Below are 25349 nucleotides of genomic sequence, written 5' to 3'. Positions count from 1 at the left end.
ATGAGTTGAGAACGAAAATATAGCATCTATTTTCCGTTTTAATCATACAAAATTCACATAATGGTATATTTTTAATAATAGATATAAAAATAATGTGAGAAAGGCATGCTCCCAACAGGAACGGCCATGCGTATTCTACTTGTCGATGATGTCAAAGTGGACAGAATGCAATTGGCGATAAGGTTACAGCAGCAAGGACATGATGTCGAAGCAGTGAGTAGCGGCCGAGAAGCACTTGAGTTATATGAACGTTTTGACCCTGAGCTTATCCTTTTAGACATTGCGATGCCCAATATGACAGGTTTTGAAGTGTCATTAAGAATCAGACAGAAGTTTCCTGACTGGATACCCATCATCTTTTTAAGCAGTCATGAAGAGCCAGAAACGATTGCCAAAGCGATTGCTGCTGGTGGCGATGATTATCTTACCAAGCCCGTTGATCGCTTAGTGCTGAACTCTAAATTAATGGCGATGCAAAGAATTGCGTCGATGCGTCGTGAACTTAAACAAGTAACCAGAAAATTAGAGGCAATGAATATTTTGCTTCAACAGCAAGCAAATGAAGATGGTTTAACTAACCTTTACAATCGCCGATATATTGATACTCAACTGCAGGCGATGATCGCATGGCATGGGCGTCACAGAATTCCCATGGCAATCATTCTTATTGATGTCGACTTTTTCAAACTTTTTAATGATAACTACGGTCATATAGAAGGCGATCTTTGCCTGAAAGCGATCGCCCAGCAACTCAAAGGCACTTTTTGTCGGGCTGGGGAGTTTGTTGGCCGATATGGAGGAGAAGAATTTATTCTGATATTCAGCAGTACAGATAAAGATACGGCTGAGAAAGAAGCGGTTCGGGTCCAACAGGCTATGATCTCATTAGATTATGTTCATGAATATTCAGCGGTGTCTAGTTGCGTGACAGTGTCACAGGGTGTGCTTGCTTTTCAACCTACGGGTAAAGAGAAGATATCAGAGATTTACTCTTTGGCTGACAAGGCGCTGTACTTGTCAAAATCACGAGGTCGAAACACTTATACTGTTATTGAGTCGCCCGAATAGAAGATGACTTAAGGAGAGAGTCGATGCAAATTAGTGCTGAAGTTCATAACTATATGGAAACGCTCGTTGGGCAATTACTGTCAGAATCGAATATTGTTGCTCAGTTTAACAGTGAACAGCTTGCCGATATCGCTTGTTTGGCTTTAGTGCAATTAAAACCAGTTTACATTCGACATGATATCGACTTTCTTGCGACACTACCCGAAGATAAGCTCACTCAACTTAAACACAATGCGTCTGTTGCGGTTGAGAATGCAGTCAAAATGATTGAGCAAGACCGAAGACAAAATCGCAATAACGACGTACCAATTCTTCTTTCATATTCTAATGAAAGCCGACAGAATGCTCTCGAGCTGTATGATGATCCTATTTAGAGCTTTACCATGAGGCTCTCATAGACCTTGTCTAACTATCCCTTTTGATGGATTATTTAAATCATTTCTTGTATTGCCGCTTGCCTGTCATTGTTATTTTAACCAAAATATCTTCGTTAATGTCTATACCCAACAGGAGGGAGCGTGGGATTTTTTTCTCGTTTATTTAAGAGCAGTTCAAACAACGCTGAGATGAAAATCAGTGAGCCAATGGAATACAAAGGGTATTTAATCTATCAAGAAAGTCTTTTAGAAGGTGGGCAATACCGGGTCGCTGGGCGTATCGAAAAACAATTGAATGGTGAATTAAAATCACACCGCTTTATCCGTTCCGACCTTTTGCTAGCAGAACAAGATGCGAACGAGTTGATGCTTAAAAAATCTCAAATGTTCATTGATCAGATGGGTGATAGCATCTTCAGCTAAGAAATTGTTGCAATTTGATTCGTATCATCTCAAAGAGAGCCATTAGCGTATATGCTAATGGCTCTTTTAGTTTTTTACCTTAAAAAATGGTTGTAATTGACCTGCTTTTATAAATGATGGCCATATGTATACAAGGAGTATGCGTTTTGCAAATTGGTGTTCCTAAAGAAATACTTGCGGGAGAAACGCGAGTAGCTGCCTCGCCAAAATCGGTTGAGCAGTTAATCAAATTAGGATTCGATGTTGTAATCGAATCAAAGGCTGGCTTACTTGCTAGCTTTGATGATATTGCCTACGAATCTGCTGGTGCAAAAGTGTCTACAAAGGAAGAGGTTTGGGCTTCAGAAATCATCTTAAAAGTGAATGCACCCATAGTGAATCCAGAACTTGAGATTGATGAGATTGAACAGTTACAAGAAGAAGCGACACTCATTAGTTTTATTTGGCCAGCTCAAAATACGCTGTTGATGGAGCAGCTTTCTTCCAAGAATATCAATGTTCTTGCTATGGATTCAGTACCACGTATTTCCAGAGCACAAGCATTAGATGCTCTGTCATCCATGGCAAATATTGCCGGTTATCGTGCTGTGGTAGAAGCCGCTCATGAGTTTGGCCGTTTTTTTACTGGTCAAATTACAGCAGCAGGTAAAGTCCCTCCAGCAAAGGTCCTGGTCGCTGGCGCAGGCGTTGCCGGATTGGCAGCAATTGGTGCTGCAGGAAGCTTAGGTGCGATTGTTAGAGCATTTGATGTTCGACCCGAAGTAAAAGAGCAAGTTGAATCGATGGGCGCAGAATTTCTTACTGTCGATTTCAAAGAAGAAGCGGGTTCTGGTGATGGTTACGCCAAAGAGATGTCAGATGATTTCAACAATAAGGCGGCTGAGCTGTATGCAGATCAGGCAAAAGATGTTGATATTATCATTACAACTGCACTTATTCCTGGAAAGCCTGCGCCAGTATTGATTACTAAAGAGATGGTCGATAGCATGAAAGCAGGCAGCGTTATTGTAGATCTTGCGGCAGCCAACGGTGGTAACTGCGAATATACGATCAAAGATCAAGTAATCACAACGGCAAACGGCGTAAAGATTATCGGCTATACAGATATGGTGGGTCGTTTACCGACTCAATCTTCACAACTGTATGCTACGAATCTGGTCAATCTACTTAAACTTCTTTGTAAAGAAAAAGATGGCAAGATCGATATCGATTTTGATGATGTTGTCATAAGAGGTGTCACTGTGATCAAAGCTGGTGACATTACTTGGCCAGCGCCTCCAATTCAGGTTTCTGCTCAACCACAAGTAGAGTCAAAAGCACCAATAAAAAAAGACCCCAAAAAATCAGAACCGACTTCACCTACTAAGAAAGTCGCATGCTTAGCCTTGGGGCTTGGCGCATTTGGATGGATTGCTTCAGTGGCTCCAGCTGCATTCTTGTCTCATTTTACCGTATTTGTTCTAGCGTGTGTTGTGGGGTATTACGTTGTTTGGAATGTGACACATGCTCTTCACACTCCATTAATGTCGGTGACCAACGCAATCTCTGGAATTATTGTTGTAGGGGCGTTATTACAAATTGGTCAAGGGAATGGCGTCGTGACCTTCCTATCATTCATTGCTGTTCTTATTGCAAGTATCAATATATTTGGTGGCTTTACGGTTACTAAACGCATGCTTGAAATGTTCCGCAAAGACAAATAATAGGAGTCATTATGTCTTTTGGTTTAGTACAGGCAGCGTATATCGTCGCTGCATTATTTTTCATCCTAAGTCTTGCGGGCCTCTCAAAGCAAGAATCTGCTCGAAGAGGTAATTATTTCGGGATCGCAGGTATGGTCATTGCGTTACTTGCGACCATTTTTAGCCCCAATGCTGAAGGCTTTGCTTGGATTATCATTGCTATGGTGATAGGCGGTGGTATTGGTATCCATTATGCAAAAAAAGTCGAAATGACTGAAATGCCAGAACTGGTCGCTATCTTACACAGCTTTGTTGGTATGGCTGCTGTTCTGGTTGGTTACAACAGCTACTTAGCGCCACCAGCTCCAGTTTCTACGGAGCTTACAGAGATTCATGCCGAGCATGTTATTCATCTGGTCGAAGTCTTTTTAGGTGTGTTTATTGGAGCAATAACCTTTACTGGTTCAGTCGTGGCGTTTGGAAAGCTGCGCGGAATTATTTCTTCTTCACCGTTAAACTTACCTCATAAACATAAGATGAACCTTGCGATCCTTATAATTTCGGCTTGGTTAATGGTTTATTTTGTCAACGCTGATGGCAATATGATGGCGTTAGTGGCTATGACGCTCATCGCATTTGTTTTTGGCTACCATCTCGTCGCGTCTATTGGTGGAGCAGATATGCCTGTGGTCGTATCTATGCTGAACTCTTATTCAGGTTGGGCGGCGGCGGCGGCAGGGTTTATGTTGGCTAATGACTTGCTGATTGTTACAGGCGCGTTAGTTGGTTCGTCTGGTGCCATTCTTTCGTACATTATGTGTAAAGCAATGAACCGTTCATTTATTAGTGTGATTGCAGGTGGCTTTGGCCAAGAAGTGGTTATCACAAGTGATGACGAGCAGGGTGAATATACTGAAGTAAACGCAGAAGAGGTGGCAGATATGTTGAAGAATTCAAAATCAGTCATTATCACTCCAGGGTACGGTATGGCAGTTGCACAAGCGCAATATCCAGTTCATGAGATTACTGAAAAGCTGCGTGCGCAGGGGGTTAATGTCCGTTTTGGTATTCATCCGGTTGCTGGGCGGCTTCCGGGTCACATGAATGTTTTGTTAGCAGAAGCGAAAGTCCCTTACGATATTGTCTTAGAGATGGATGAAATCAATGATGATTTTCCTGAAACAGATACTGTGTTGGTGATTGGTGCGAATGATACCGTTAATCCAGCTGCGCTAGAAGATCCAAACAGTCCAATTGCTGGTATGCCTGTTCTAGAAGTTTGGAATGCACAAAATGTGATTGTTTTTAAACGTTCCATGAATACAGGCTATGCAGGTGTACAAAACCCCCTGTTTTTTAAAGAGAATACATCAATGTTATTTGGTGATGCCAAAGAAACCGTAGAGTCAATTTTAAAAGCACTCTAGCTACGGTAAAAATATTTATCAACAATTAAATCAATTAAGGTCAGCAAATGCTGGCCTTTTTTGTATACTGTTAATGTAATAGTACTGTAAAGCCTTAAAGCAAATAATGACTTTTAGATTTATCTTGATGTATATTCCTGCATAAACATAACTAACGGTAACAGTTTGATTAAACAGTTTTTACAACGCTCTGCATTCATATTGTCTTTGCTTTCTCCAGCTGCGATTGCAAACACATTACCTGAACGTATTGATACATTTAAAACGTTATTTAACTATCAGATAGCAGAATGGTCATATGATACCCGTGAATTGCGTTCGACTTATCCTACAAAGTTGATTTCGCCCGATTCGATGTTCCCGCAAACGACAGACTATCCTTTAAAAGATATTCAACTTCTTTATCGGTTATCGCAAACATGTCGTGGCAAACTGCCATTAAACCCATCAATAACTGAACCGCTTGTTTTTACTCGAGCAATGTGTAATTCGAAAAAGTTAAAGCCAAGTTGGTTTAAAAGGAGTGGGCTGATTCATCCTGGTGGTGGTACTTATGCAGCTAGATACATAAATATCTTTCCCGATAGTAAAGATAAGTTGCTCAAATTTATGCATGTTAAAGAGCGGCCAAATAATAGCGCTGATCACTTATTGACCAGCTTGAAAAACATGGATGAAGATACTATCAATGCCTTTATCAGAGGGGCAAGTATGTTCATAGAAGGTCAAGATTTATGGTTATTACAAGGTGATCATTACTTTGTTTTTCCAAAAAAAGTTTGGGCTCCAAAAATAAGTGAAGCGGGATTGTCATTCGAGCTCTCAGCGGTGAGTAATCACTGTTTCGTGAAGCGAGGTAATATTTGTTGGGATCTGGAAGATCATTCAGCTCTGCTTCAAATCGGCATATTAGTATTGGTTATTGCTAACATACTTTTGGTGATCGGTTGGTCAGTCTATCGTTGGAACAGTAAACGAGAAGAGCTACGCAGTCGTATGCTTGTTTTACAAATTCTAACTCATGAGCTGCGAACACCGATCGCTTCTCTTTCGTTAACAGTGGAAGGGTTTCGAAGAGAGTTTGAACACTTACCAGAAAACCTATATGAAGAGTTCCGTCGATTGTGTGAGGATACTCGCCGTCTAAGGCAGTTAGCCGAAGCGAGCAAAGATTATTTACAGTCAGATAACCAAATGCTTGCAACAGAATGGGTTCAATCTGTTGAAGAATGGTTAGAATACAAGATTGAAGAAGAATTCAGCGGTGTAGTAACTTTAAATATAAACCATGACGTTGCTGCTAAAGTTAATGTGTACTGGTTAGGAACATGTATTGATAATTTGTTGAAGAATGCCATCAAATATGGTGTTGCTCCCGTTGAACTACATATACAAACCAGCGTTGAAAAGCTCATAATTCAAGTCAAAGACGCTGGTAATTTGACTGAAAAAGATTGGCAAAACTTAAGAAAGCCGTTTGTCAGTGCAAATGGGTTAGGTTTGGGCTTAACTATTGTTGAATCGATGGTAGGTCGCATGGGTGGGAAGATGCACCTAGCGGGTCCACCAACAACGTTTACTTTGGAGATACCTTGTGAAACAGACGCTGCTTCTCGTTGAGGATGATAGAAACTTGGCCGATGGGCTACTAGTAAGCTTGGAACAAGCTGGCTATGAATGTATACATGTTGAGCGTATTTCAGATGTAGAGCCTGAGTGGAAGAAGGCTGACCTAGTTATATTAGATCGACAACTACCAGATGGTGATTCTGTTTTATCGTTGCCTAAATGGAAAAAACTCAAAGATGTCCCAGTCATTCTTTTAACTGCATTAGTGACAATAAAAGATAAGGTCGCAGGTTTAGACTCAGGTGCAAACGATTACTTGACAAAACCTTTTGCAGAAGCAGAATTGCTGGCAAGAGTTCGCGCTCAGCTTCGAGCTCCAGATTCTGATGGTGTAGATGCATCAGATAAAGTGGTTACTAAAGGCCTTGAGATTAACCGAGCGACACGTGAAGTTATCTTTAATGGTCAGCCGATAACGCTAACTAGAACAGAGTTTGACCTATTATTATTTTTAGCTTCCAACCTTGGTAGAGTATTCACTCGAGATGAATTACTCGATCATGTTTGGGGTTATAACCATTTCCCCACCACCCGTACTGTTGATACACATGTCCTTCAACTTCGTCAGAAACTGCCAGGGCTAGAGATTGAAACATTACGAGGTGTTGGATACAAAATGAAGACATAAGTAACAAATAATGAAATCATCAATTGCGTTATTTCTTTTGTTAATGTTGATAAAACCAGCCTATTCTATGGACTGGTTTCAATCTAACTCGCCCCTAGAGCGTGCTCACAAAGACCTTCTTGAGGACGATTTAGGTGCAATGTTTGATGATCTTGTCGAACTTCTACAGCGTCAAACCGATCCTGGGGTTGGTGCTCACTTGGATGAGCTATTGGCGCAATCGTTGACCAAAGACTGTGGTAAGTCTTTAACATCCCCAGAGTTTCCTGACTGGCTTAAAAGTTTAAACATTGTTCATCAAACTATACAAAGCCCGGGTAGAGACTCCTATAAGGTTGTGATTGAGGCCAGTTCAACGAAGGATATTGACGAAATTGTTTTTGAACGTTGGTTTGAAGAGTCTATTTCTTCCGATAACAAGTTTAACTATGAAAAAGATTCCACACAGGGCACTGACCCAAGTTACAATCTAAAAACATATTTAAAACATTACAACATCTCCGGAAGGTTAGAGCCTGGCTTGTATCATCTAACAATTAAAAGTGGCGATTTTCAAACTTACAGAACATGGGTTATTTTAGGGATGTCAAACTCATCTCTTTATGTACGCTGGACGTCTAACGACAGTTGGAAAGTTGAAAAAAGTGTGTTGATCAACTCTTATTGTCCTCTGCCTGAACTAGAAATGTCACTTTTCGACTATACAAATGGAGAGTTTGAGGAAGTTTGGCAAAAAAGCTACAAATCAAATTACCCAACATCGTTACCCGATAATGCGATACCGCAATCACGTTATGTACTTGCTTTAACAATCAGTAGTCGTCGTTGGCAGGGTGGGATAAGTATTGAGCAGGCACAAACCATTAGCCGTACATTTAATGTTACTCAGCAGTCATCAGATGATCTACCAGACGATGAATGAACCTTAACTTATATTCTATAAAACTGATTATTTAAATTCACTGTAAGGCACTATCTTTTAACTTGCAGCTCGAAGTATGAATCGCTATAGTCTTCGCACTTTACGAAGAGGATTTTTTTAATGTTTGATGATTTACCCCCTCTATCACATCAAGAGCAGCAAAAGGCTGTCGAAAAAATTCAACAGTTGATGCAAACTGGTACGAGTACAGCAGAAGCCATAAAGATCGTTGCTCAGCAGATTCGCGCTGAATATGCCGAAAAAACGAACAGAAAAAATGAAGATTAATATACCCAAGTAACCTCAAGATGCTGCGTTCAGCGAGATGACCTTAGCTCTCAGGCACGGCAACGATTCGAAGATTTAGTGGCTCTACATTGAGAATCGTTAACAAAGTCTGAGAGTTAAGGTCACTCGCCCTTTGGGAGCGTGTCACTGAGCCGACTTCTTGCGTCAGACAACCGTTCTTATTACAAAAATAAGAAATAGAATACTATCCCGCTTCGTTGTCTTCCTTGAATTCGACTCAGTGACCTCGCTCTGAATCAAGCATCTTGAGGTCACTTGGGTATAGTTAAGTTCCTTTCCTCCTATACCCAAGTCGTATCTCTCTGCAGCAAGCACTTTGATACTGCTTGGGTATGATTACCCCGTTAATATTAAATATAATATTACTTATTTAAAAAAGTTAGAATTAGCGCGCGTTATTTTATCTGGATTTATCATTTATTTTTTGTTATCCAAAAGCTCAATTCCATAAAAATAAAAAGTTAATTAACTTATTATTTAAATTAATATTTAAAATATGTATATTTTTCTGTAAATTATTTGGTATACTTATTTCTGACCTGTGATTATTAATAATGGAGTCATTAATTGGGTCAAAGTTAAGCAAGTTAAAAAAGGATTAATATATAATGGATGAAATTAGCTCAAATACATATGATAAGTATGAATCCCAAGCTAGAAGTTATTGTCGTAATTTTGTCGTAACATTTAATAAAGCTCAAGATAGTTATCTATATGATACCGAAGGGAATCAGTATTTAGATATGTTATGTGGTGCTGGTGCTCTAAACTATGGACATAATTGCTTGGAAATAAAGTCAGATATTATTGATTATATAGAAAGTAATGGGGTGCTAATGAGCTTAGACCTTCATACTTCAGCCAAGAAAGAGTTTATTGAAACTTTTAATCATAATATCTTAGTGCCTAGAAACTTAGATTATAAGATACAATTTACTAGCCCAACAGGCACCAGTGTTGTTGAATCTGCAGTAAAGCTTGCGAGAAAAGCCACAGGTAGACAGAATGTCATTTGTTTCACCAATGCCTTCCATGGGATGTCAGGGACGTCACTGAGTCTTACAGGTAACAAGAGTAAGCGACAAGCCGTTTCTCAAGGTGGGGTGACCCGATTGCCTTACGATGGATATCTTGGACAAGGTTATGACTCGATCAGTTATTATCGTAAGCTTCTTACTGATGCAAGTTCTGGGATTGATCTGCCTGCAGCGATTATTCTAGAGACCATCCAGGGTGAAGGGGGGGTTAATGTCGCTTCCAATCATTGGTTAAAGGGAATTCGTCAATTGGCTTCAGATTTTGGCATCCTTCTTATTGTGGATGATATTCAGGCCGGTGTAGGTAGGTCTGGCGCTTTCTTTAGTTTTGAAAGAGCAGATATTAAGCCTGACTTAGTCTGCTTGTCTAAGTCTATTGGTGGAATTGGATTCCCTATGGCTTTGTTATTGATTAATCCTGAGATAGATATTTGGGCACCCGGCGAGGATAACGGTACATTTAGAGGCAATAATTTGGCATTTATCGCGTCAAAGAAAATGATCGAGATGTATTGGTCTGATAATAGTTTTGAAAGTGAACTTAAAGAAAAAGAAATCCTATTTCATCAGTTTTTTCATCAATTGAAAACCGAATGCGATGAATATATCAAGGAGACGAGAGGAGTTGGGCTATTTCAGGGAATTGAATTTTATGATGAAGTCTTAACAGCAGCTGTAGCAAAAGCTTGCTTTGAGAATAAGATCTTAATTGAAACATGCGGGGAAAGAGATCAAGTTCTTAAATTTATGCCAGCTCTTAATATGACTACTTCACTTCTTAAATCTTCTTTAGCAAATATTGGTGACATCATAAAATTAGTTTGCTCTGTTTTTAATCAATGTATCGAAGAAAAAGCATTGCTCGAAAAAATAACAGATATCAAAAATAACGTCACCAATATAGAAGAGGTGTGCAATGAAAATTGATGTTCTCGATAATATTAGTGAAGAGTTATTTACCTCAGAATATATTGAAAAAAATAAGCCAGTTGTTATTAAAAACTTGAAATTTGAAAAAGATAAGTGGCACCCTGATCATTTGAAAGATCTTATCGGTCATTTACCTACTCAGGAATACGATTCACTTTTTGACTTGAAGAATCTCTCCACTTTGAGTCAGTATATTGATGAGTATTTTGGTAAATCTGGAGATTATAAGCCTAATATTCCTTATGTTCGTTGGTACAACCGTTTAAAAGACGTAGATTATGCTTGGGGAGATGAGGCTTTTGCAAAATTGCGCTCTTTATGGAAGAAACCTGACTTCTTCAGTGGTAAAAACTTATTAATCCCTCCTTCTCAACAAGATCAATATCCCGATCCAGTCATTGATCCTTTTCCTTACAGAGGCATTCTTGTTGCCGCTCGTGGTGCGAGAACCCGCCTTCATACCGACCCTTTTTGTAGTGATGCGATGGTCGTTCAGTTTTATGGCTCTAAAGATGTGGCGATGTACCATCCTAGCCGTGTTAAAGAGCTAAGCATAAATCATTCTGATGATTCTTTTGGCGGATATTTAGATGTTCGAAAAGAACGTTTAGATACACTCAGTGTTACACCTGATTTTGAAGGGCGCTTAAATCCAGGAGAACTTCTTTACGTACCTCATGGCTGGTTGCACGATGTAATTGCTGTTGAAGACTCTGTCTCAATAACTTGGAACTTTATTCATGAAAGAGGTGCATTAGAATACATCGATTATTTAATGGATGATCCCAAGAATGACAGTGAGTTTGAGGTTCTTAACTACTTCTACCAACAAGCAGGGGAAAACTTCGCGGCACCTGCAGACATTATCAAACGTTACAACCAGTATTTTTATCAGATAGAGCAAGCTCTTGAAGAACAAGTACATGTTTAGAAGGGGCTGTGAATAATGTCGATAATAGAACGTAATTATTTCGAGTCTAGCGAGTTTCAGCACCTTTGTTTAGGGAAGCATACCTCTGTTTTTAGAGGTGCGGTCGCAGATTGGCCTGCAGTCAATAAATGGAGTTTAGATTTTTTTGCCCAGTCTTATCCGAACATACCTATTGTAACGAAAATATTTGGTCAGGAAGGCATTAAATCTAAAAACATGTCGATGGGTCAATATGCTTCTATCATAGGAAAATTAAAAATTTCTCAAGATGAGAAAAAAAATCGATCGATTCCTTATTGTCATGATGTGCCTATTTTTTTGTTGGAAAAAGCACTTCTCAATGATATCGGTTGGTTTCCTTCAGAAGTCCTTCCAGATTGGTACGCGAAAAACTGGTCCCGATATGCTCAATTCTTCGTTTCTAACAAAGGTAATGTCACGCCTTTACACTTTGATACTTTACTGACTCATAATTTATTTTTTCAAATTAAAGGTGAAAAGGTATTTACCATTATCCACCCTCGAGATGGCCGATACTGCTATCGAAAAGGGTGGCGCTGGTTTGATGTTGATCCTGACAATCCAGATTATGACAAGTTTCCAGATTTTAAGCATGCCAAAGTAGAACATATTACGGTGAGGAGTGGGGATATATTTTATATGCCGCCAGGTACTTTGCATCAAGTCAGAAGCCTAGATGATGGTATCTCCTTTAATGTGGACTTTCACACTTTGAATAGTGTCTTTCAATCTTTTCTGGGGTGCTTTAAAGGAATGCCATTGGTTAATTTACGCTACAACTCGCAAGTTTTTAAAGCACTCTCTCTTGGCGATGGCAATGATCAATGTTTTGAAAGGTACAAGTCTTACCTCAATTATATTTCATAAATCTTAACCACTAAAAATATAATAGAATGGAATCCATTTTAAAAATTAAAAGATTCATAATTTCAATTTAATCATAGATAAAGGATTTTCCGTGGAATTAAGTTGTTCGAGAATTAAAAAAACTCATATTCATAAATTTGGTGGCTCTAGTTTGAGTTGCCCCGATTCTTTTTTAAGAGTCGCCCAAATCATCAAGAGCCATACTGGCAATGGCATGAGTTCGATGGATGGGTGGGTGGTGGTTTCTGCAGCTGGAAAAACCACCAACCGACTCATTAATGTTGCCGAAAAAGCGTTTCAAGAAAAAGAACAGGCTTTGAGCCTATTAATGGACATTGCACATTTTCAGTTGAACTTATTCAATGTCTTTTACAATATTGATGAGCTCTTTGAACAAGAACTTATAAGACATCAACTTAGCAATGAATTACAACAGGATATTGACCAGCTGAAAAAACAGATTTTTAGCTGTGATCGCTTAGTCACGTGTTTTGACGATTGGGTATGCTTTGGAGAGCTTTGGTCTGCGAGATTAATGGCTCAGTTACTGACTTGTTTGGGCAAACCAGCCAAGGCCGTTGATTCTAGATCATTTATCCTGTGCGATGGTGAACATGTTGATCTGGAAGTCAGTAAGAAAAAGCTGAGCCACCTCGGTTTGGTGCCAATTTCTGATGACTCGAGTCTTAAAGTGGTAACGGGATACATCGCTTCCGATAAGCAGGGTCGCACAGTGACGTTAGGGCGAAACGGCAGTGATTACTCGGCTAGTTTATGTGCACGTTTAACTGGTGCGACTAAATTGTTTTTTTGGAGCGATGTATCAGGGATTTATAGCGCAGACCCTAATCGAGTTGAAGAGGCATACCCACTTGCAGAAATCAGCTGGGAGCTTGCCGATACTTTAGCCAAAACAGGAAGTCCAGTCCTGCATACCCGCACCCTAGACGTCATCGGCAATGTAGATTGCGAAGTCTTTTTAAAAAACAGCCACCATCCTTCAGCTCCAGGTACTAAGATCGTGCGGAAATACAAGCCAAGTGTGTGTTTGGTCTCAGCAGTGAATCATATTTCCTTACTCGCATCTGAAGAACTGACTAAATTAAAAAATGCTCATGTCTTGTTAGAGTCACGTTCTCCGGAAAATCAATACTGTTTTATTAAGCCTGAATTTCGAGAAAACTACTCTAATTCAAAAGAAGTGGGGCTAATATTGATTTCCGGTATTAAAAAAGATATCGAAGTTACTTTAAATAAAGAGAGAGTTTCTTATTTCCATATATGGGAAGTTAACGAGGAAACCTTTTTGGTTTTTTGTTATGGAAGTATAACTAATGCACAGTATAGCGCTATGCATGCTAGAGTATGTAAGCATTCTGAAGATATAAAATCTTGCGCTTAAGTATATCTTTCAAAGTAATTTAATAGAGATTACTTATTAAAAATTGAAAAGATTCCCTTAAACGATTGTTTTTTGTTTCTAGATTTCTTATCCATATTTCATTTAATGAATCAACTCCTACTCTTTATAATAAAAGTTTGAGGTTGTGTCATGAATATATTTAGGAATTAATCATGTTGAGTAACCTTTTAGCTCGATATAAATTGACAATATTTATTGCTACGGTATTCAGTGTACTGAGTGCATTAGCTGGTATTAGTATTATGGCGTTGGTGAATGACCAACTGACCGAAATGACTAACGGTACTGCTGATCTGCAAGAAGGGCTCACCTTGTTCATCACTGGTATCGTTACGTTAGCTTTTTTTGGTGTTTTTTCACAGTTTATACTGTCCAAGTTGAGTGCCTCTGTCGTTGCGACCCTACGCGATACAATGATTAAAAGGGTTTTGTCCACGAGCTATTCAAATCTAGAGAAAATTGGCGGTCATAGAATATACGTCACTTTAACGGGAGATATCAGAACCGCTTCTGAAGCTTTATCTATTTTGCCTTTATTTGTTTACAACTTTAGTGCCGTTTTGTTTTGTTTGGCTTATATGGCTTACCACTCCTGGCAGCTTTTTCTTGTCGTTGTGTTTCTGTTGAGTATCGCGGTATTAGTTGGAGGCTTGATTCTTAAAAAAGGCATTAAAAGTTATGAGTCACTTAGGGAGTGTGATGACGAGTTATTCGCGCATATCAAAGCTCTAGTAGAAGGGGGTAAGGAATTATATATCAATCCTAATCGTAAGCGTTTTTTTTACCGTGATGTCGCGACACCAACCATAAAGAAAGTCCAAAAAGCAGATGTCAAAGCCAAAATGTTTTTTGTTTACATCACCAACTGGACCAATGTTGTTTTGTTCACCTCAATGGGAGCGGTGGTGTATGGCAGTCAGTTTTTTTTCTCAGAGATTTCTGTGGATGTCATGGTGAAATTTATTTTGGTCATGATCTACCTCATAGGGCCTCTTAGCTTTGTTGTCGATAGCTTTGAAGAGTTCAGTAACGGCTTAGTCGCTAATCGCAAAATAGAAAAGCTTAAATTATCTGAGAACGTCGATGAGTTTGAAACCAAAGAAAGTGATCTTAGTGATTCTGATTGGTCTGAGTTGTCTCTTAACCAGGTAACGTATGAATATCAGTCTAACGAGTCTTCTGGTTATCAATTTGTATTAGGTCCGATCAATGCTCGTTTTAAGCGTGGAGAAGTTACGTTTATTACTGGTGGCAACGGCAGTGGCAAATCAACGTTTGCGAAGTTATTGACAGGCTTATATCAACCAACAAGTGGGCAAGTATTTTTAGATGCTGATCAGGTAAATACGCTAGGAGAGGGTGAACAATACCGGAAAAACTTCAGTACGATTTTTTCTGATTTTTATGTATTCAATCACGTTCTTAATCACGAAGGGCAGCTTGCGAGTGATGACAAGGTCAACCATTACCTAAAACTTTTAAAACTGGATAAAAAAGTTTCGGTTAAAGAGGGTGTTCTATCCACGATATCTCTGTCTCATGGCCAGAGAAAAAGACTCGCTTTGCTTCAATCTTATATAGAAGACACACCCGTGTGCCTATTTGATGAGTGGGCTGCAGATCAAGACCCGTATTTTAGACAGTTTTTCTATCAAGAGTTATTACCTGATATGAAAAAGAAAGGCAAAGCTGTCATCGTGATCAGCCATGATGACCGATATTTTCATTTGTCTGACAAGCTGTACAAATTCGAAGCCGGACTGGCCATGGAAATGTCTCATTCACCTATGCGTTCCAATGCACCATGTTCATTAGAAACATAATAAATTACAGAAAAATATATACCCAAGTGACCTCAAGATGCTTTATTCAGCGCGATGTCACTCTTGGCGCAATTTCTTGGCGCAACTTATGCGTAAAAATATAAAAGGAATTAATCTATTATGATGGATCGTGTTTTTCAACACCCAACTGTTTGCCCATTGACCACTTCTCAGGAAAGCATTTATTTTGACCAGATGTTAAAGCCAGACGACCCTTGCTACAACATTGGTTGTTACATTAGTTTAAACAAACAGCAAGCGCTTTCTTTACAGAAGCAATTGGATGCTTGCGTGTTCAACTTTGATGTCCTGAGTATTCATTTCGTCGTGAAAGATAAGCAGTTGATGCAAGAATTTGGTCACCACAATTCTTTTCCTCTCATCACACAAGATTTTTCTACTTTTTCAAACCCTGAGCAACAAGCGATAGAGCAGATAAACGTGGTGTTTGAGCAACCCTTCAAACTCGGCGAAGAGCGCCTTTTAGCCTCTTATCTCTATAAAATTCATGATGATCAATATTTTTGGTGCATTAAAGCACACCATATCATGATGGATGGAATGGGTATTTATCTGCTAATTAATCATTTAAAGTCATTACTTTCTGGTAAAAACCAAGCGTTGAGCTCACGGGTTGGAAACTTTCAGGAAGTGATTTTCGAAGAGCACACGTATTTAGACTCAGATCAATATTCCAAAGATGCCGCTTATTGGAATGAGAAGTTCAAAACGTTACCAGAGCCATTATTATTGCCTAGTGTTCATAAGCAAACCTCATCATTAGAAGCGTCCAGTCACAAAGTCTCTTTAGAGATGTCAGCTTCTCTTCATCAAACGTTAGAGAAAAAAGCCAAAGAAATGGGAGCCACACTTCACCATTTTGGACTGGCGGCATTGATCCTGTATTTTTCAAAAGAAAAGCAACGTGATGATGTGGTTATTGCGACTCCTGTTCATCGTCGTAAGAATGCGATTCAGAAAAATACGCTAGGAATGTTCACCACCGATCTGCCTGGTCGATTTGATTTGTCATCTACGGAGACGGTTGAAGAATTAATTAATCAGGTAAAGAAAGAGCAGAGAAGCAACTTACGTCATCAAAGTTATCCCATGCACCAATTGGGGCGAGCGCTGAATCTGACTGGGCAAGGAAGAGCGTTTTTATCAGAGGTTGTATTTAACTATATTAAAGCTCCTACTGAGGTGAATTTCGTCGCAACGGATACCGGTCGTGACCCGCTTCAAGTTAGGATCACCGAATCCGCCAATGTCGATGCAATGTCACCATCTACGCCTGTTATAGAAATTTATTGCCGAAATGCTTATTTAAATCAGCAAGAGGTGGCGTTATTTGCGCAACGATATCTTCATGTTCTTGAACAGTTTGCGAGTATCGAACCTCAAGCATGCCTTTCTGACATTAGCATTATTACTTCTAGTGAAAGAGATCAGCTACTCAATCAATTTAATTGTACCCAACAACCACAGTTGATTGCCAAAAGCTGGCCAGAACTGTTTGCAAATCAAGTCAAACAAACACCCGAGGCGATTGCTGTGCAGCAAGAAGAGCAATCGATCACCTATCGAGAGCTTGATACGCGTTCAAACATGATTGCCCACGCGTTACATGCAAAAGGTATCGGTTCCGGAAACCTCGTTGCCTTATTAGATCATCGAGGTATTGATCTGGTTACGATGATGATTGCAGTACTAAAATCGGGCGCTGCTTGGGTACCATTAGATCCTAACCATCCCGCTAAACGTTGGTTGGATATTTTACAAGAAAGTGACCCAGCAGCCTTACTCGTTGGAAATACATTACTTCTTGAGCAGCGCTCTTTGAAAAGAAAGTGGAATAAAGAAAAAGTATTCAACATCGATGAATTCTTAGCCTTAAACGTTGGCGATAGTGAACTCTGTCATTACCCAGCCATGAACGACTTGGCATACATTATCTTTACCTCCGGTTCTACGGGAAAACCAAAAGGTGTCATGATTGAGCAAGCGGGTTTGATCAATAACATGTTGGCGAAATTTGAGCCTCTTTCCCTTGAGCCTCAAGATGTCATTGCTCAAACCGCATCTCAATGTTTTGACATTTCGATTTGGCAGACATTAACCGCACTTTTGCTTGGAGCCAAGGTTGATGTAGTACCATTCGAAATCTGCCGTGATCCTAGTGCATTATTGGCTTACCTCGAAAAACAAAAAGTGACTATCTGGGAACCCGTACCGTCGATGATGCAAGCAGCATTGGACTGTCACCAACCTTTGTCATCGTTGCGCTGGGTGTTACCAACTGGTGAAGCTTTGAGTGCTTCTTTGGTCTCGCAGTGGTTTGACTGCTATAAACATATCCCTCTTATGAATGCCTATGGCCCTGCAGAGTGTTCTGATGATGTTGCTTTTCAGCCAATTCATCAAGCGGTAGACCGAGTCTTGATTGGTCAACCTGTGGCTAACGTCAAATTGTATATCTTAGATGACCAACAGGCGCTGTTACCATTGGGCGCGGTGGGGGAGATTGCCGTATCAGGGCCGGTTGTCGGGCGTGGATATTTAAATCTGCCTAAACAAACTCAAGCGGTATTCATTGATAATCCGTATTCGCAAGATGAGACCGATCAACGCTTGTATTTAACGGGGGATCTTGCGCGTCGCTTGCCAGATGGCAGTCTAGAGTATATTGGTCGTAAAGATCATCAACTTAAGATTCGTGGGTATCGTATTGAGCCTGGCGAAATTGAAACACAACTCTTATGCCATTCAATGGTCGTTGAAGCCGTCGTGGATGCTAAATATGACAAGCACGATCAATTGCTTTTGGTGGCCTATGTGGTTCTTGATACGCAGTCAGAAATCGAGTTGGAGTCAAATCAACTGCGTCATTGGTTAAAATCCACTTTGCCTCTGTATATGGTGCCACAAGTTATCGTTACCTTGGATAAGCTGCCTTTAACACCAAACGGAAAAATAGACCGTAAGGCCTTACCACAGCCGACTTTCGAACAAGAACAACAATGTATTGCTCCACAAACAGAAACCGAAGAGAAGCTGGTGGCGATGTGGATTCAACTGCTTGACCGAAAATCCATAAGTAATCAGGCTAACTTTTTTGACATTGGTGGCCATTCATTGTTGGCATCTCGAATGCTTTCAATGATCCGTGACACTTGGCATGTTGATCTTCGAATCAAAGACATATTTGAGGCGCAACACTTGGCCGATCTTGCCAACATGATCGATCATGCCAGCCAAACCAGTTTGCCAACGATTACACCGGTTGTGCAGCAAAATGGTTCACTGCCTCTCTCATTCGCTCAACAGCGCTTATGGTTTATTGATCAGTTGGAAAACGATGCAACGGAATACAATATGTCGGCTGCTTTTTCTATCAAGGGTAACCTCAATGAGTCTGCGCTAGAAAAGGCCTTAAGCCATATCATTGCTCGTCACCATATCCTTCATACCGTCTATCAACAAATTGATGGTCAAGTTGAACAACATCGTTTAGCAGAAATTCACTTTCAGTTGAACAAGCAAGATTTAACAAAACTGAGTGCCAGTGAGCAGCAAGACAAACTGGCGTACTTAATCAGTGACAAAACCCTTTATCCGTTCGATTTAAGCCGTGACCTGATGCTGAGAGCGAATCTTTTCAAATTGAGTCACCAAGAACATCGCTTATTGATTGTGGTGCATCATATTGCGTCGGATGGTTGGTCAAAAGCGCTATTACTTGAGGAATTGTCGACACTATATGGTGTCTTTTCACAACAACCATTCCCTCAGCTATCGCTATCTCAAGAGACTCCAGAAGCGCAAAAAGCCATTTTACCTCCTTTAGCTGTGCAATATTCCGATTATGCTCATTGGCAACGTAATTGGATGAACGAAGAACGATTAGACAAAGAAATCCATTTTTGGCGAGAATCCTTAAAAGGGCTTCCTCCAGTTCATAGCTTGCCGTTGGATAAACCCCGCCCGGCACAACAAAGTCATAATGGCCAGACACTTTCATTGGATTTATCAGCGGAAGTCAGTGAGAGGGTATTACAGTTAGCTAAACAGCATAATGTGACGTTATTTATGTTAATGAATGCGGCATTAGCATGCTTATTTCATCGTTATAGTGGTGAAGACGATATTGTAATCGGTACGCCCGTTGCTAATCGAGATCAGCCTCAGATAGCTTCTCTGGTTGGTTTTTTTGTTAATACGCTACTTATTCGCTCTGATCTATCGGGTAACCCGTCTTTCGCTGATATGTTAGCACGCAGCAAGCAAAGTGCATTGGATGCATTCAGTCACAGCCAACTGCCATTTGATACCTTGGTTGAGACATTAAAACCGGAACGAAGTTTAAGTTATAACCCTTTGTTCCAAATCATGCTAGCTGTACAAAATAATACACAGAGTTCGTTACATTTAGCTGAGCTCGAGATAGAGGAACAGACGTTAGATGGCTTAAGGTCACAATTTGATATCAGTGTCGAGGTACAACAAATTGGTGCGCAACTGAAGTTAAATTGGACTTGGGCCACAGACTTGTTCGAACCTGCTACCATTGAGTCTATGGCGATGCACTTAAATCAGTTGTTGTGCAATGTTTCTCAACAAGAGGTTTCTCAAAACAAAATTTCTCAAAATAACGTTGCTCAAAATAACGTCTCTGTACAGCCACAACAAAAGGTAACTGAGATTTCTTTTATCACTGAGAGTCAGCGTCAAAGCTTGATCAACCATTGGGTGGCCAACCTTAATCCAATAACAAGCCAAGATGTGTTACATCAGAGGTTTGAGCAGCAGGCGAAGTGTTACCCAGACTCTATTGCTTTAAGTGATGAGCAGGAGCAAATGACTTATCAAGAACTCAATCAACGTGCCAACCGTTTAGCGCACTATCTGATTGAGCAAGGTGTTGGTCCTGATGTATTGGTTGGGCTAAGTGTCCATCGTTGTTGTGACATGGTGATTGGGCTACTGGCCATTTTAAAAGCGGGTGGGGCTTATTTACCTTTAGACCCAGCTTATCCTTCGTTACGCTTGGCGCATATGCTAGAAGATTCTGCGACGAAACTTATTTTGTCCACCTCTGAGATCAAGCAGCAATTGCCGATAAGCGACCAACGCGTGATTGATATCGACCACCAAGCCCTGTTTTCTGAATATTCACCAGAGAATCCTAGTCGTGGCGTGTCTGCTGATAATCTTGCTTATGTGATTTATACCTCTGGCTCTACGGGTAAACCGAAAGGAGTAATGGTGGAGCATCGACAAGTGATTCGATTGTTTGATGCCAGTGAGCAACACTTCCAATTTAACTCGTCAGACGTATGGTCACTATTTCACTCTTTTGCTTTTGATTTTTCCGTTTGGGAAATTTGGGGAGCGTTATTGCATGGCGGTAAATTGATTATTGTTCCGCAATGGGTCGCTCGTTCAACAACTGATTTTTATCAACTGTTATGCGATGAAGGCGTAACGGTTCTTAACCAAACACCTACCGCTTTTGGCCATCTTATTGGAGTGGACAGTGAACATCGCCAACCTCTCAAGCTACGTTATGTCATTTTTGGTGGAGAAGCGTTGAATATGAAGTCATTGGTGCCTTGGATCAATAGGCATGGAGATAACGCCCCTCAGCTTATCAATATGTATGGTATTACCGAGACAACCGTCCACGTGACTTATCGACGAATCTACCAGCAGGATGTACAGAATACGTGTTCTAACAGTAGCCTGATTGGTCAACCACTCCAAGATTTGGCTATGTATTTATTCACGCCTAACTTAGATGTTGTGCCGACTGGTGTACCCGGTGAAATTTATGTGGGTGGTGCAGGGGTCGCTCGTGGTTACCTGAATCGTAGCGATCTCAATCAAACTCGTTTCATTGATAATCCATTTGTGCCAGGCGAAAGGTTATACCGCACCGGGGATTTGGCACGTTATCGTCATGATGGGGAGTTGGAATACCTTGGCCGTTGTGATCAGCAAGTCAAAATTCGTGGCTTCAGAATTGAACTTGGTGAAATAGAATCCAGTTTGCTTAGCTTGCCTGAAGTGACAGAAGCCGTTGTACTTCCTCGTGATGAGCCAAAACGACTGGTTGCTTATGTTGTCATTTCTTCCGGTGATGAGCATGCAGGCTCGGATAACATTGCCAAATTGAGAGAGGCAATGGTTCAGCAATTGCCAGAACACATGGTACCAGCTGCTTTTGTATTGCTCGATAAGTTGCCAACGACGGCCAATGGTAAAACCGATAGAAATGCGCTGCTCTCGATGAAGATAGAAGAGCAAAGCCATCACCAATTTGTAGCGCCTAGCACGCTGACCGAACAAGCTTTATGTGAAATTTGGCAGACTCAGCTCAAAGTCGATAAAGTCGGGGTATTGGATAACTTTTTCCATTTAGGTGGTGATTCAATTCGAGCAATCTCGATCGTAGCAGCAAGCAAAAAGGCTGGAATTAACTACTCAATTCGCGATCTGTTTGCATTCCCAGAGATTCAAAGCTTAGCCAATGAAATTCAACAGAAAAACACGCATGTCGAAGAATTACAGCAAGTAGAGGTTTTTGGTTTATTAGACACAGCTGAGAAACATTGGCTGAGTGAGCATGGTGATCATGAATCGATTGAAGATGCTTATCCTCAATCGAGCTTACAGCAGGGAATGATTGTACATAGCTTGCTAAGTGCTGCAGAGGGGACTTATCACGATATCTTTGGTTATAGAGTCAAAGCCCGTTGGGATGAAGCGCTGTTTAGAAACGCGTTATCTAAGCTTGTTTACTCTCAGGAGTCGTTCCGCACCTTATATTTATCAGGCGTAGAGCGTCCATTATCAGTGGTTTACAAACACATTGACCTGCCTTTTGAATGCATCGATTTGTGCCATATGACAAAAGATCAACAAGATAAAGTCATGCAAGAGCATTCGATGAACGAGAAAAGTGCCCCCTTTGATTTTACTCAACCATTATGGCGAATCTTCATCTTTCAATTGGCTCAAGATGAGTTTTATTATCAACTCAGCTTCCATCATGCGCTGTGGGATGGTTGGAGTGTTGCAAGCCTAAATACACAATTATTTGATTTGTACACTCGTGCTTTACGCAAGGAAACATTGCCTGAACTCAAGAAGCCACTGTCATATCGACAATTTATTGCTCTAGAACAGCAGTCTGAGCAAAATCAGCAAACCAAAGGGTACTGGCAATCTCATTTGCAACAAGTGCAGCTGCCATGGTGGGCCAGTGCTGAACAAAATGGTACTACCTTGCTGAGTTATTCATTGGCGTCACATCATGATAAAAAGCTAAAAGCCTTAGCTCATCATCTCAAAGTTCAGGAAAAAAGCGTCTTTTTGGCGATCCATATGGTGTTACTGGCTCAGATTTCTGGGTGTTCTGATATCACAACCTCTGTTGTTACCAATGGACGGCCGGAAATGGAAGGCAGTGATAAGACCTTAGGGCTATTTTTGAATTCACTGCCACTTCGTGTTGGGGATGTTAAACAGGACTGGCATCAATTGATTCGTCAGTTAGACGAACAGTGGTTAATGATGATGCCACACCGCCATTATCCATTAGCTAAAATTCAGCAAATAACGGGTATAGAGTACTCATCATCACTGTTTAACTACATTGACTTCCACGTTTATAAACAGATGGATCAAGATATTCAAATATTAAGAGTGGATGACTTTGAACAAACGAATTACTTGTTTGATGCCAATTACAGCCGTCATCCGTTAACGGAGCAGTTTGAAATTAGCATTAATCTTGATTCTGGCTGTTTTAATCATGATTTTGTCGAGTGCATTAAAGAATACCTTGATCAAATTGTATGTGACTTGGCTGAAAACTCTGACAGCCTGGTTGAAACGACGCGTTACTTGGGGCAAAAAGAAATTCAATCGTTATCTGATTGGAATAACACCACGGATCCAGCACTACTTCAACATAGCTGGCCGGAGTTATTTCACCAGCAGGTGATGAAAAGCCCTGAAGCCGTCGTGGCCATATGTGAAGGTAATCAGTTGACTTATCAACAACTCAACGAACAATCTGAGGCTCTAGCGAGATCACTGCGTCACAAAGGGATCCGTAATGGTGATGTTGTTGGACTGCTTGATCACCGAGGGTTAGATCTGTTGATCATGATTGTTGCGGTTCTAAAATCAGGTGCCGCTTACATGCCAATGGATCCAGAGCAGCCTTTAGAGCGTTGGCAAAAGATCTTAAACGAAAGCCAGCCAACATTACTTATTGTTGGTGATAAGCTCCAAGATACACAACGCAAGCTAAGTGGCACATGGCAACAGGACAAAATCTGCGCTTATTCTGAACTATTCGCAGAGGTGCCGACTTCTCTTTGTACCGATGCTTTACCATGGCCTTCTCTAGGGGATTTAGCTTATGTGCTGTTTACCTCTGGTTCAACAGGAAGGCCTAAAGGGGTAATGATTGAACATAGAGGCATGATCAATAACATGTTAAGTAAGTTTGAGCCACTTGCTCTTACTCAGCATGATGTGATTGCGCAAACTGCATCTCAGTGTTTTGATATCTCTGTTTGGCAGTTCTTAACCGCACCTATTCTGGGAGCCAAGGTGGTGATAGTCCCTTCGAGTATCACTCAAGATCCTAAAGCTTTGCTCACACAGCTCAATCAACATGCGGTGACGATTTGGGAACCCGTCCCTTCAGTGATTAAGGCCGCGTTATATTATCAAATTGAATTGCCGAGCTTGCGTTGGGTGATGCCAACAGGAGAGGCCTTATCGTCAGAGTTGGTGAGTGTCTGGTTTGAACAGTACCCACAAATTCCACTGATGAACGCCTACGGTCCAGCGGAATGCTCGGATGATGTCGCTTTTCAAGTGATTGATAGCCCGATAGAAAAGGTCATGATTGGGACGCCTGTTGCCAATGCACACCTACATGTTGTAAGTCCAAGTTTAGAACTTGTTCCTGTTGGTGTGGTTGGAGAGCTGGCGGTGTCTGGTGCTGTTGTTGGGCGAGGTTACCGAGATCAACCTGAAAAGACGCAAGCTGTGTTTGTTTCTAACCCTTGGCCAAGAGATGAGTTCGATTCACGTATGTATTTAACCGGTGATCTTGTTAAACGCCATGCTGATGGTCGTCTTGAATTCATCGGGAGAAAAGATTTTCAGGTCAAAGTACGAGGCTATCGTATTGAACTAGAGGAAATCGAAGCGACACTCAGTCAACACGAAATGGTCAATGAGAGTGTGGTCATTGCTAGATCGAATCACTCAGGAGACGCAGTGCTGGTGGCTTACGTTGTGCTTAATCAACCAGAGCGAGATTCCGCTACTCTAGGTTCAGTCTCAAAAGCAATTAAAGAATACCTTCAACAACAATTACCTCAGTATATGGTGCCAGATAATATTTCCTTCTTGGAGGCAATGCCTTTATCAGCCAACGGAAAGCTGGATCGAAATGCCTTACCCGATCCTGTGAACGACAGAGAAAAGGAATATAAAGCGCCTGTTTCTGAAACAGAAAAACAATTAGCGTCAATTTGGCAAATATTACTCAACAACACTGAAATAAGCCGATATGACAACTTCTTCGATATCGGTGGTCATTCACTTCTTGCAGCCCGAATGATCAACCATATTCGTGATCAATGGCAAGTGGATCTGGCGTTCAAATCGGTATTTGAAGCCACACATCTCGCTGAGGTTGCCAGCATGATCGATGCCGATAAGGCGTTGTTACAACTGCACGATCTCGACTTAGATTCGTTATCGGAGCAAGAGCTAGATCAATATCTTGCTCTGCTGGCTGAACAATAAGTACGGACACGCGTC

The 25349-nt window shown here is 40.8% G+C and carries 15 protein-coding genes; all 15 read left to right on the top strand.

Annotated features, from left to right (window positions below; all coding sequences use genetic code 11):
* The first annotated feature begins 105 nt into the window (after positions 1-105).
* The 15 genes from BS333_RS18015 to BS333_RS17945 all read left to right on the top strand — a co-directional run bounded on the left by BS333_RS18015 (position 106) and on the right by BS333_RS17945 (position 25334).
* On the top strand, positions 106-1068 hold the full coding sequence (locus tag BS333_RS18015) for a GGDEF domain-containing response regulator (RefSeq protein WP_033004478.1): 963 nt from the start codon (positions 106-108) through the stop codon (positions 1066-1068).
* 23 nt (positions 1069-1091) lie between these two features.
* Complete coding sequence (locus BS333_RS18010; RefSeq protein ID WP_021711634.1) at positions 1092-1442, top strand: late competence development ComFB family protein; 351 nt, start codon at positions 1092-1094, stop codon at positions 1440-1442.
* 144 nt (positions 1443-1586) lie between these two features.
* Entirely contained in the window at positions 1587-1868 is a 282-nt protein-coding gene (locus BS333_RS18005) for an HlyU family transcriptional regulator (RefSeq protein WP_021711633.1), read from the top strand.
* A gap of 146 nt (positions 1869-2014) precedes the next feature.
* Entirely contained in the window at positions 2015-3571 is a 1557-nt protein-coding gene (locus BS333_RS18000) for a Re/Si-specific NAD(P)(+) transhydrogenase subunit alpha (RefSeq protein WP_021711632.1), read from the top strand.
* An 11-nt stretch (positions 3572-3582) separates the two neighbouring features.
* Positions 3583-4977, top strand: coding sequence for a Re/Si-specific NAD(P)(+) transhydrogenase subunit beta (pntB, locus tag BS333_RS17995; RefSeq protein ID WP_021711631.1), 1395 nt, complete (start codon positions 3583-3585; stop codon positions 4975-4977).
* Between the two features lie 165 nt (positions 4978-5142).
* Positions 5143-6597, top strand: a complete 1455-nt coding sequence (vxrA, locus tag BS333_RS17990; RefSeq protein WP_021711630.1) for a sensor histidine kinase VxrA — start codon at positions 5143-5145, stop codon at positions 6595-6597.
* Positions 6572-7234, top strand: a complete 663-nt coding sequence (vxrB, locus tag BS333_RS17985; RefSeq protein ID WP_021711629.1) for a response regulator transcription factor VxrB — start codon at positions 6572-6574, stop codon at positions 7232-7234. Before vxrA ends, vxrB begins: the two co-directional genes overlap by 26 nt.
* A 10-nt stretch (positions 7235-7244) precedes the next feature.
* Positions 7245-8156 carry a DUF2861 family protein gene (locus BS333_RS17980; protein WP_050568045.1) on the top strand — a complete coding sequence of 304 codons (912 nt, stop codon included), beginning with the start codon at positions 7245-7247 and terminating at the stop codon, positions 8154-8156.
* Between the two features lie 120 nt (positions 8157-8276).
* The gene (locus BS333_RS17975; protein WP_021711627.1) at positions 8277-8444 is read left to right on the top strand and encodes a YoaH family protein; all 168 of its coding nucleotides are present in this window, start codon (positions 8277-8279) and stop codon (positions 8442-8444) included.
* A gap of 629 nt (positions 8445-9073) precedes the next feature.
* Positions 9074-10429 carry a diaminobutyrate--2-oxoglutarate transaminase gene (ectB, locus tag BS333_RS17970; RefSeq protein WP_021711494.1) on the top strand — a complete coding sequence of 452 codons (1356 nt, stop codon included), beginning with the start codon at positions 9074-9076 and terminating at the stop codon, positions 10427-10429.
* The gene (locus BS333_RS17965; protein WP_021711495.1) at positions 10419-11363 is read left to right on the top strand and encodes a cupin-like domain-containing protein; all 945 of its coding nucleotides are present in this window, start codon (positions 10419-10421) and stop codon (positions 11361-11363) included. Before ectB ends, BS333_RS17965 begins: the two co-directional genes overlap by 11 nt.
* A gap of 15 nt (positions 11364-11378) precedes the next feature.
* Positions 11379-12251: a cupin-like domain-containing protein gene (locus BS333_RS17960; RefSeq protein WP_021711496.1), complete on the top strand. Its 873-nt coding sequence runs from the start codon at positions 11379-11381 to the stop codon at positions 12249-12251.
* 91 nt (positions 12252-12342) lie between these two features.
* Positions 12343-13653 carry an amino acid kinase family protein gene (locus BS333_RS17955; RefSeq protein WP_021711497.1) on the top strand — a complete coding sequence of 437 codons (1311 nt, stop codon included), beginning with the start codon at positions 12343-12345 and terminating at the stop codon, positions 13651-13653.
* A 173-nt stretch (positions 13654-13826) separates the two neighbouring features.
* Positions 13827-15497, top strand: a complete 1671-nt coding sequence (locus tag BS333_RS17950; RefSeq protein ID WP_021711498.1) for a cyclic peptide export ABC transporter — start codon at positions 13827-13829, stop codon at positions 15495-15497.
* A gap of 120 nt (positions 15498-15617) precedes the next feature.
* Complete coding sequence (locus BS333_RS17945) at positions 15618-25334, top strand: non-ribosomal peptide synthetase (protein WP_021711499.1); 9717 nt, start codon at positions 15618-15620, stop codon at positions 25332-25334.
* Positions 25335-25349 lie beyond the last annotated feature (15 nt).

It is taken from the genome of Vibrio azureus (genome assembly GCF_002849855.1).
Classification (GTDB): Bacteria; Pseudomonadota; Gammaproteobacteria; order Enterobacterales; family Vibrionaceae; genus Vibrio; species Vibrio azureus.
This window is presented reverse-complemented; position numbering and strand designations above follow the sequence as displayed.

Coding starts and splice junctions, on each gene's coding strand:
- BS333_RS17975 (WP_021711627.1), top strand. CDS start 8,277: ATGTTTGATGATTTACCCCCTCTATCACATCAAGAGCAGCAAAAGGCT.
- BS333_RS17960 (WP_021711496.1), top strand. CDS start 11,379: ATGTCGATAATAGAACGTAATTATTTCGAGTCTAGCGAGTTTCAGCAC.
- ectB (WP_021711494.1), top strand. CDS start 9,074: ATGGATGAAATTAGCTCAAATACATATGATAAGTATGAATCCCAAGCT.
- BS333_RS17980 (WP_050568045.1), top strand. CDS start 7,245: ATGAAATCATCAATTGCGTTATTTCTTTTGTTAATGTTGATAAAACCA.
- BS333_RS17965 (WP_021711495.1), top strand. CDS start 10,419: ATGAAAATTGATGTTCTCGATAATATTAGTGAAGAGTTATTTACCTCA.
- pntB (WP_021711631.1), top strand. CDS start 3,583: ATGTCTTTTGGTTTAGTACAGGCAGCGTATATCGTCGCTGCATTATTT.
- BS333_RS17950 (WP_021711498.1), top strand. CDS start 13,827: ATGTTGAGTAACCTTTTAGCTCGATATAAATTGACAATATTTATTGCT.
- BS333_RS18010 (WP_021711634.1), top strand. CDS start 1,092: ATGCAAATTAGTGCTGAAGTTCATAACTATATGGAAACGCTCGTTGGG.
- BS333_RS18015 (WP_033004478.1), top strand. CDS start 106: ATGCTCCCAACAGGAACGGCCATGCGTATTCTACTTGTCGATGATGTC.
- BS333_RS17945 (WP_021711499.1), top strand. CDS start 15,618: ATGATGGATCGTGTTTTTCAACACCCAACTGTTTGCCCATTGACCACT.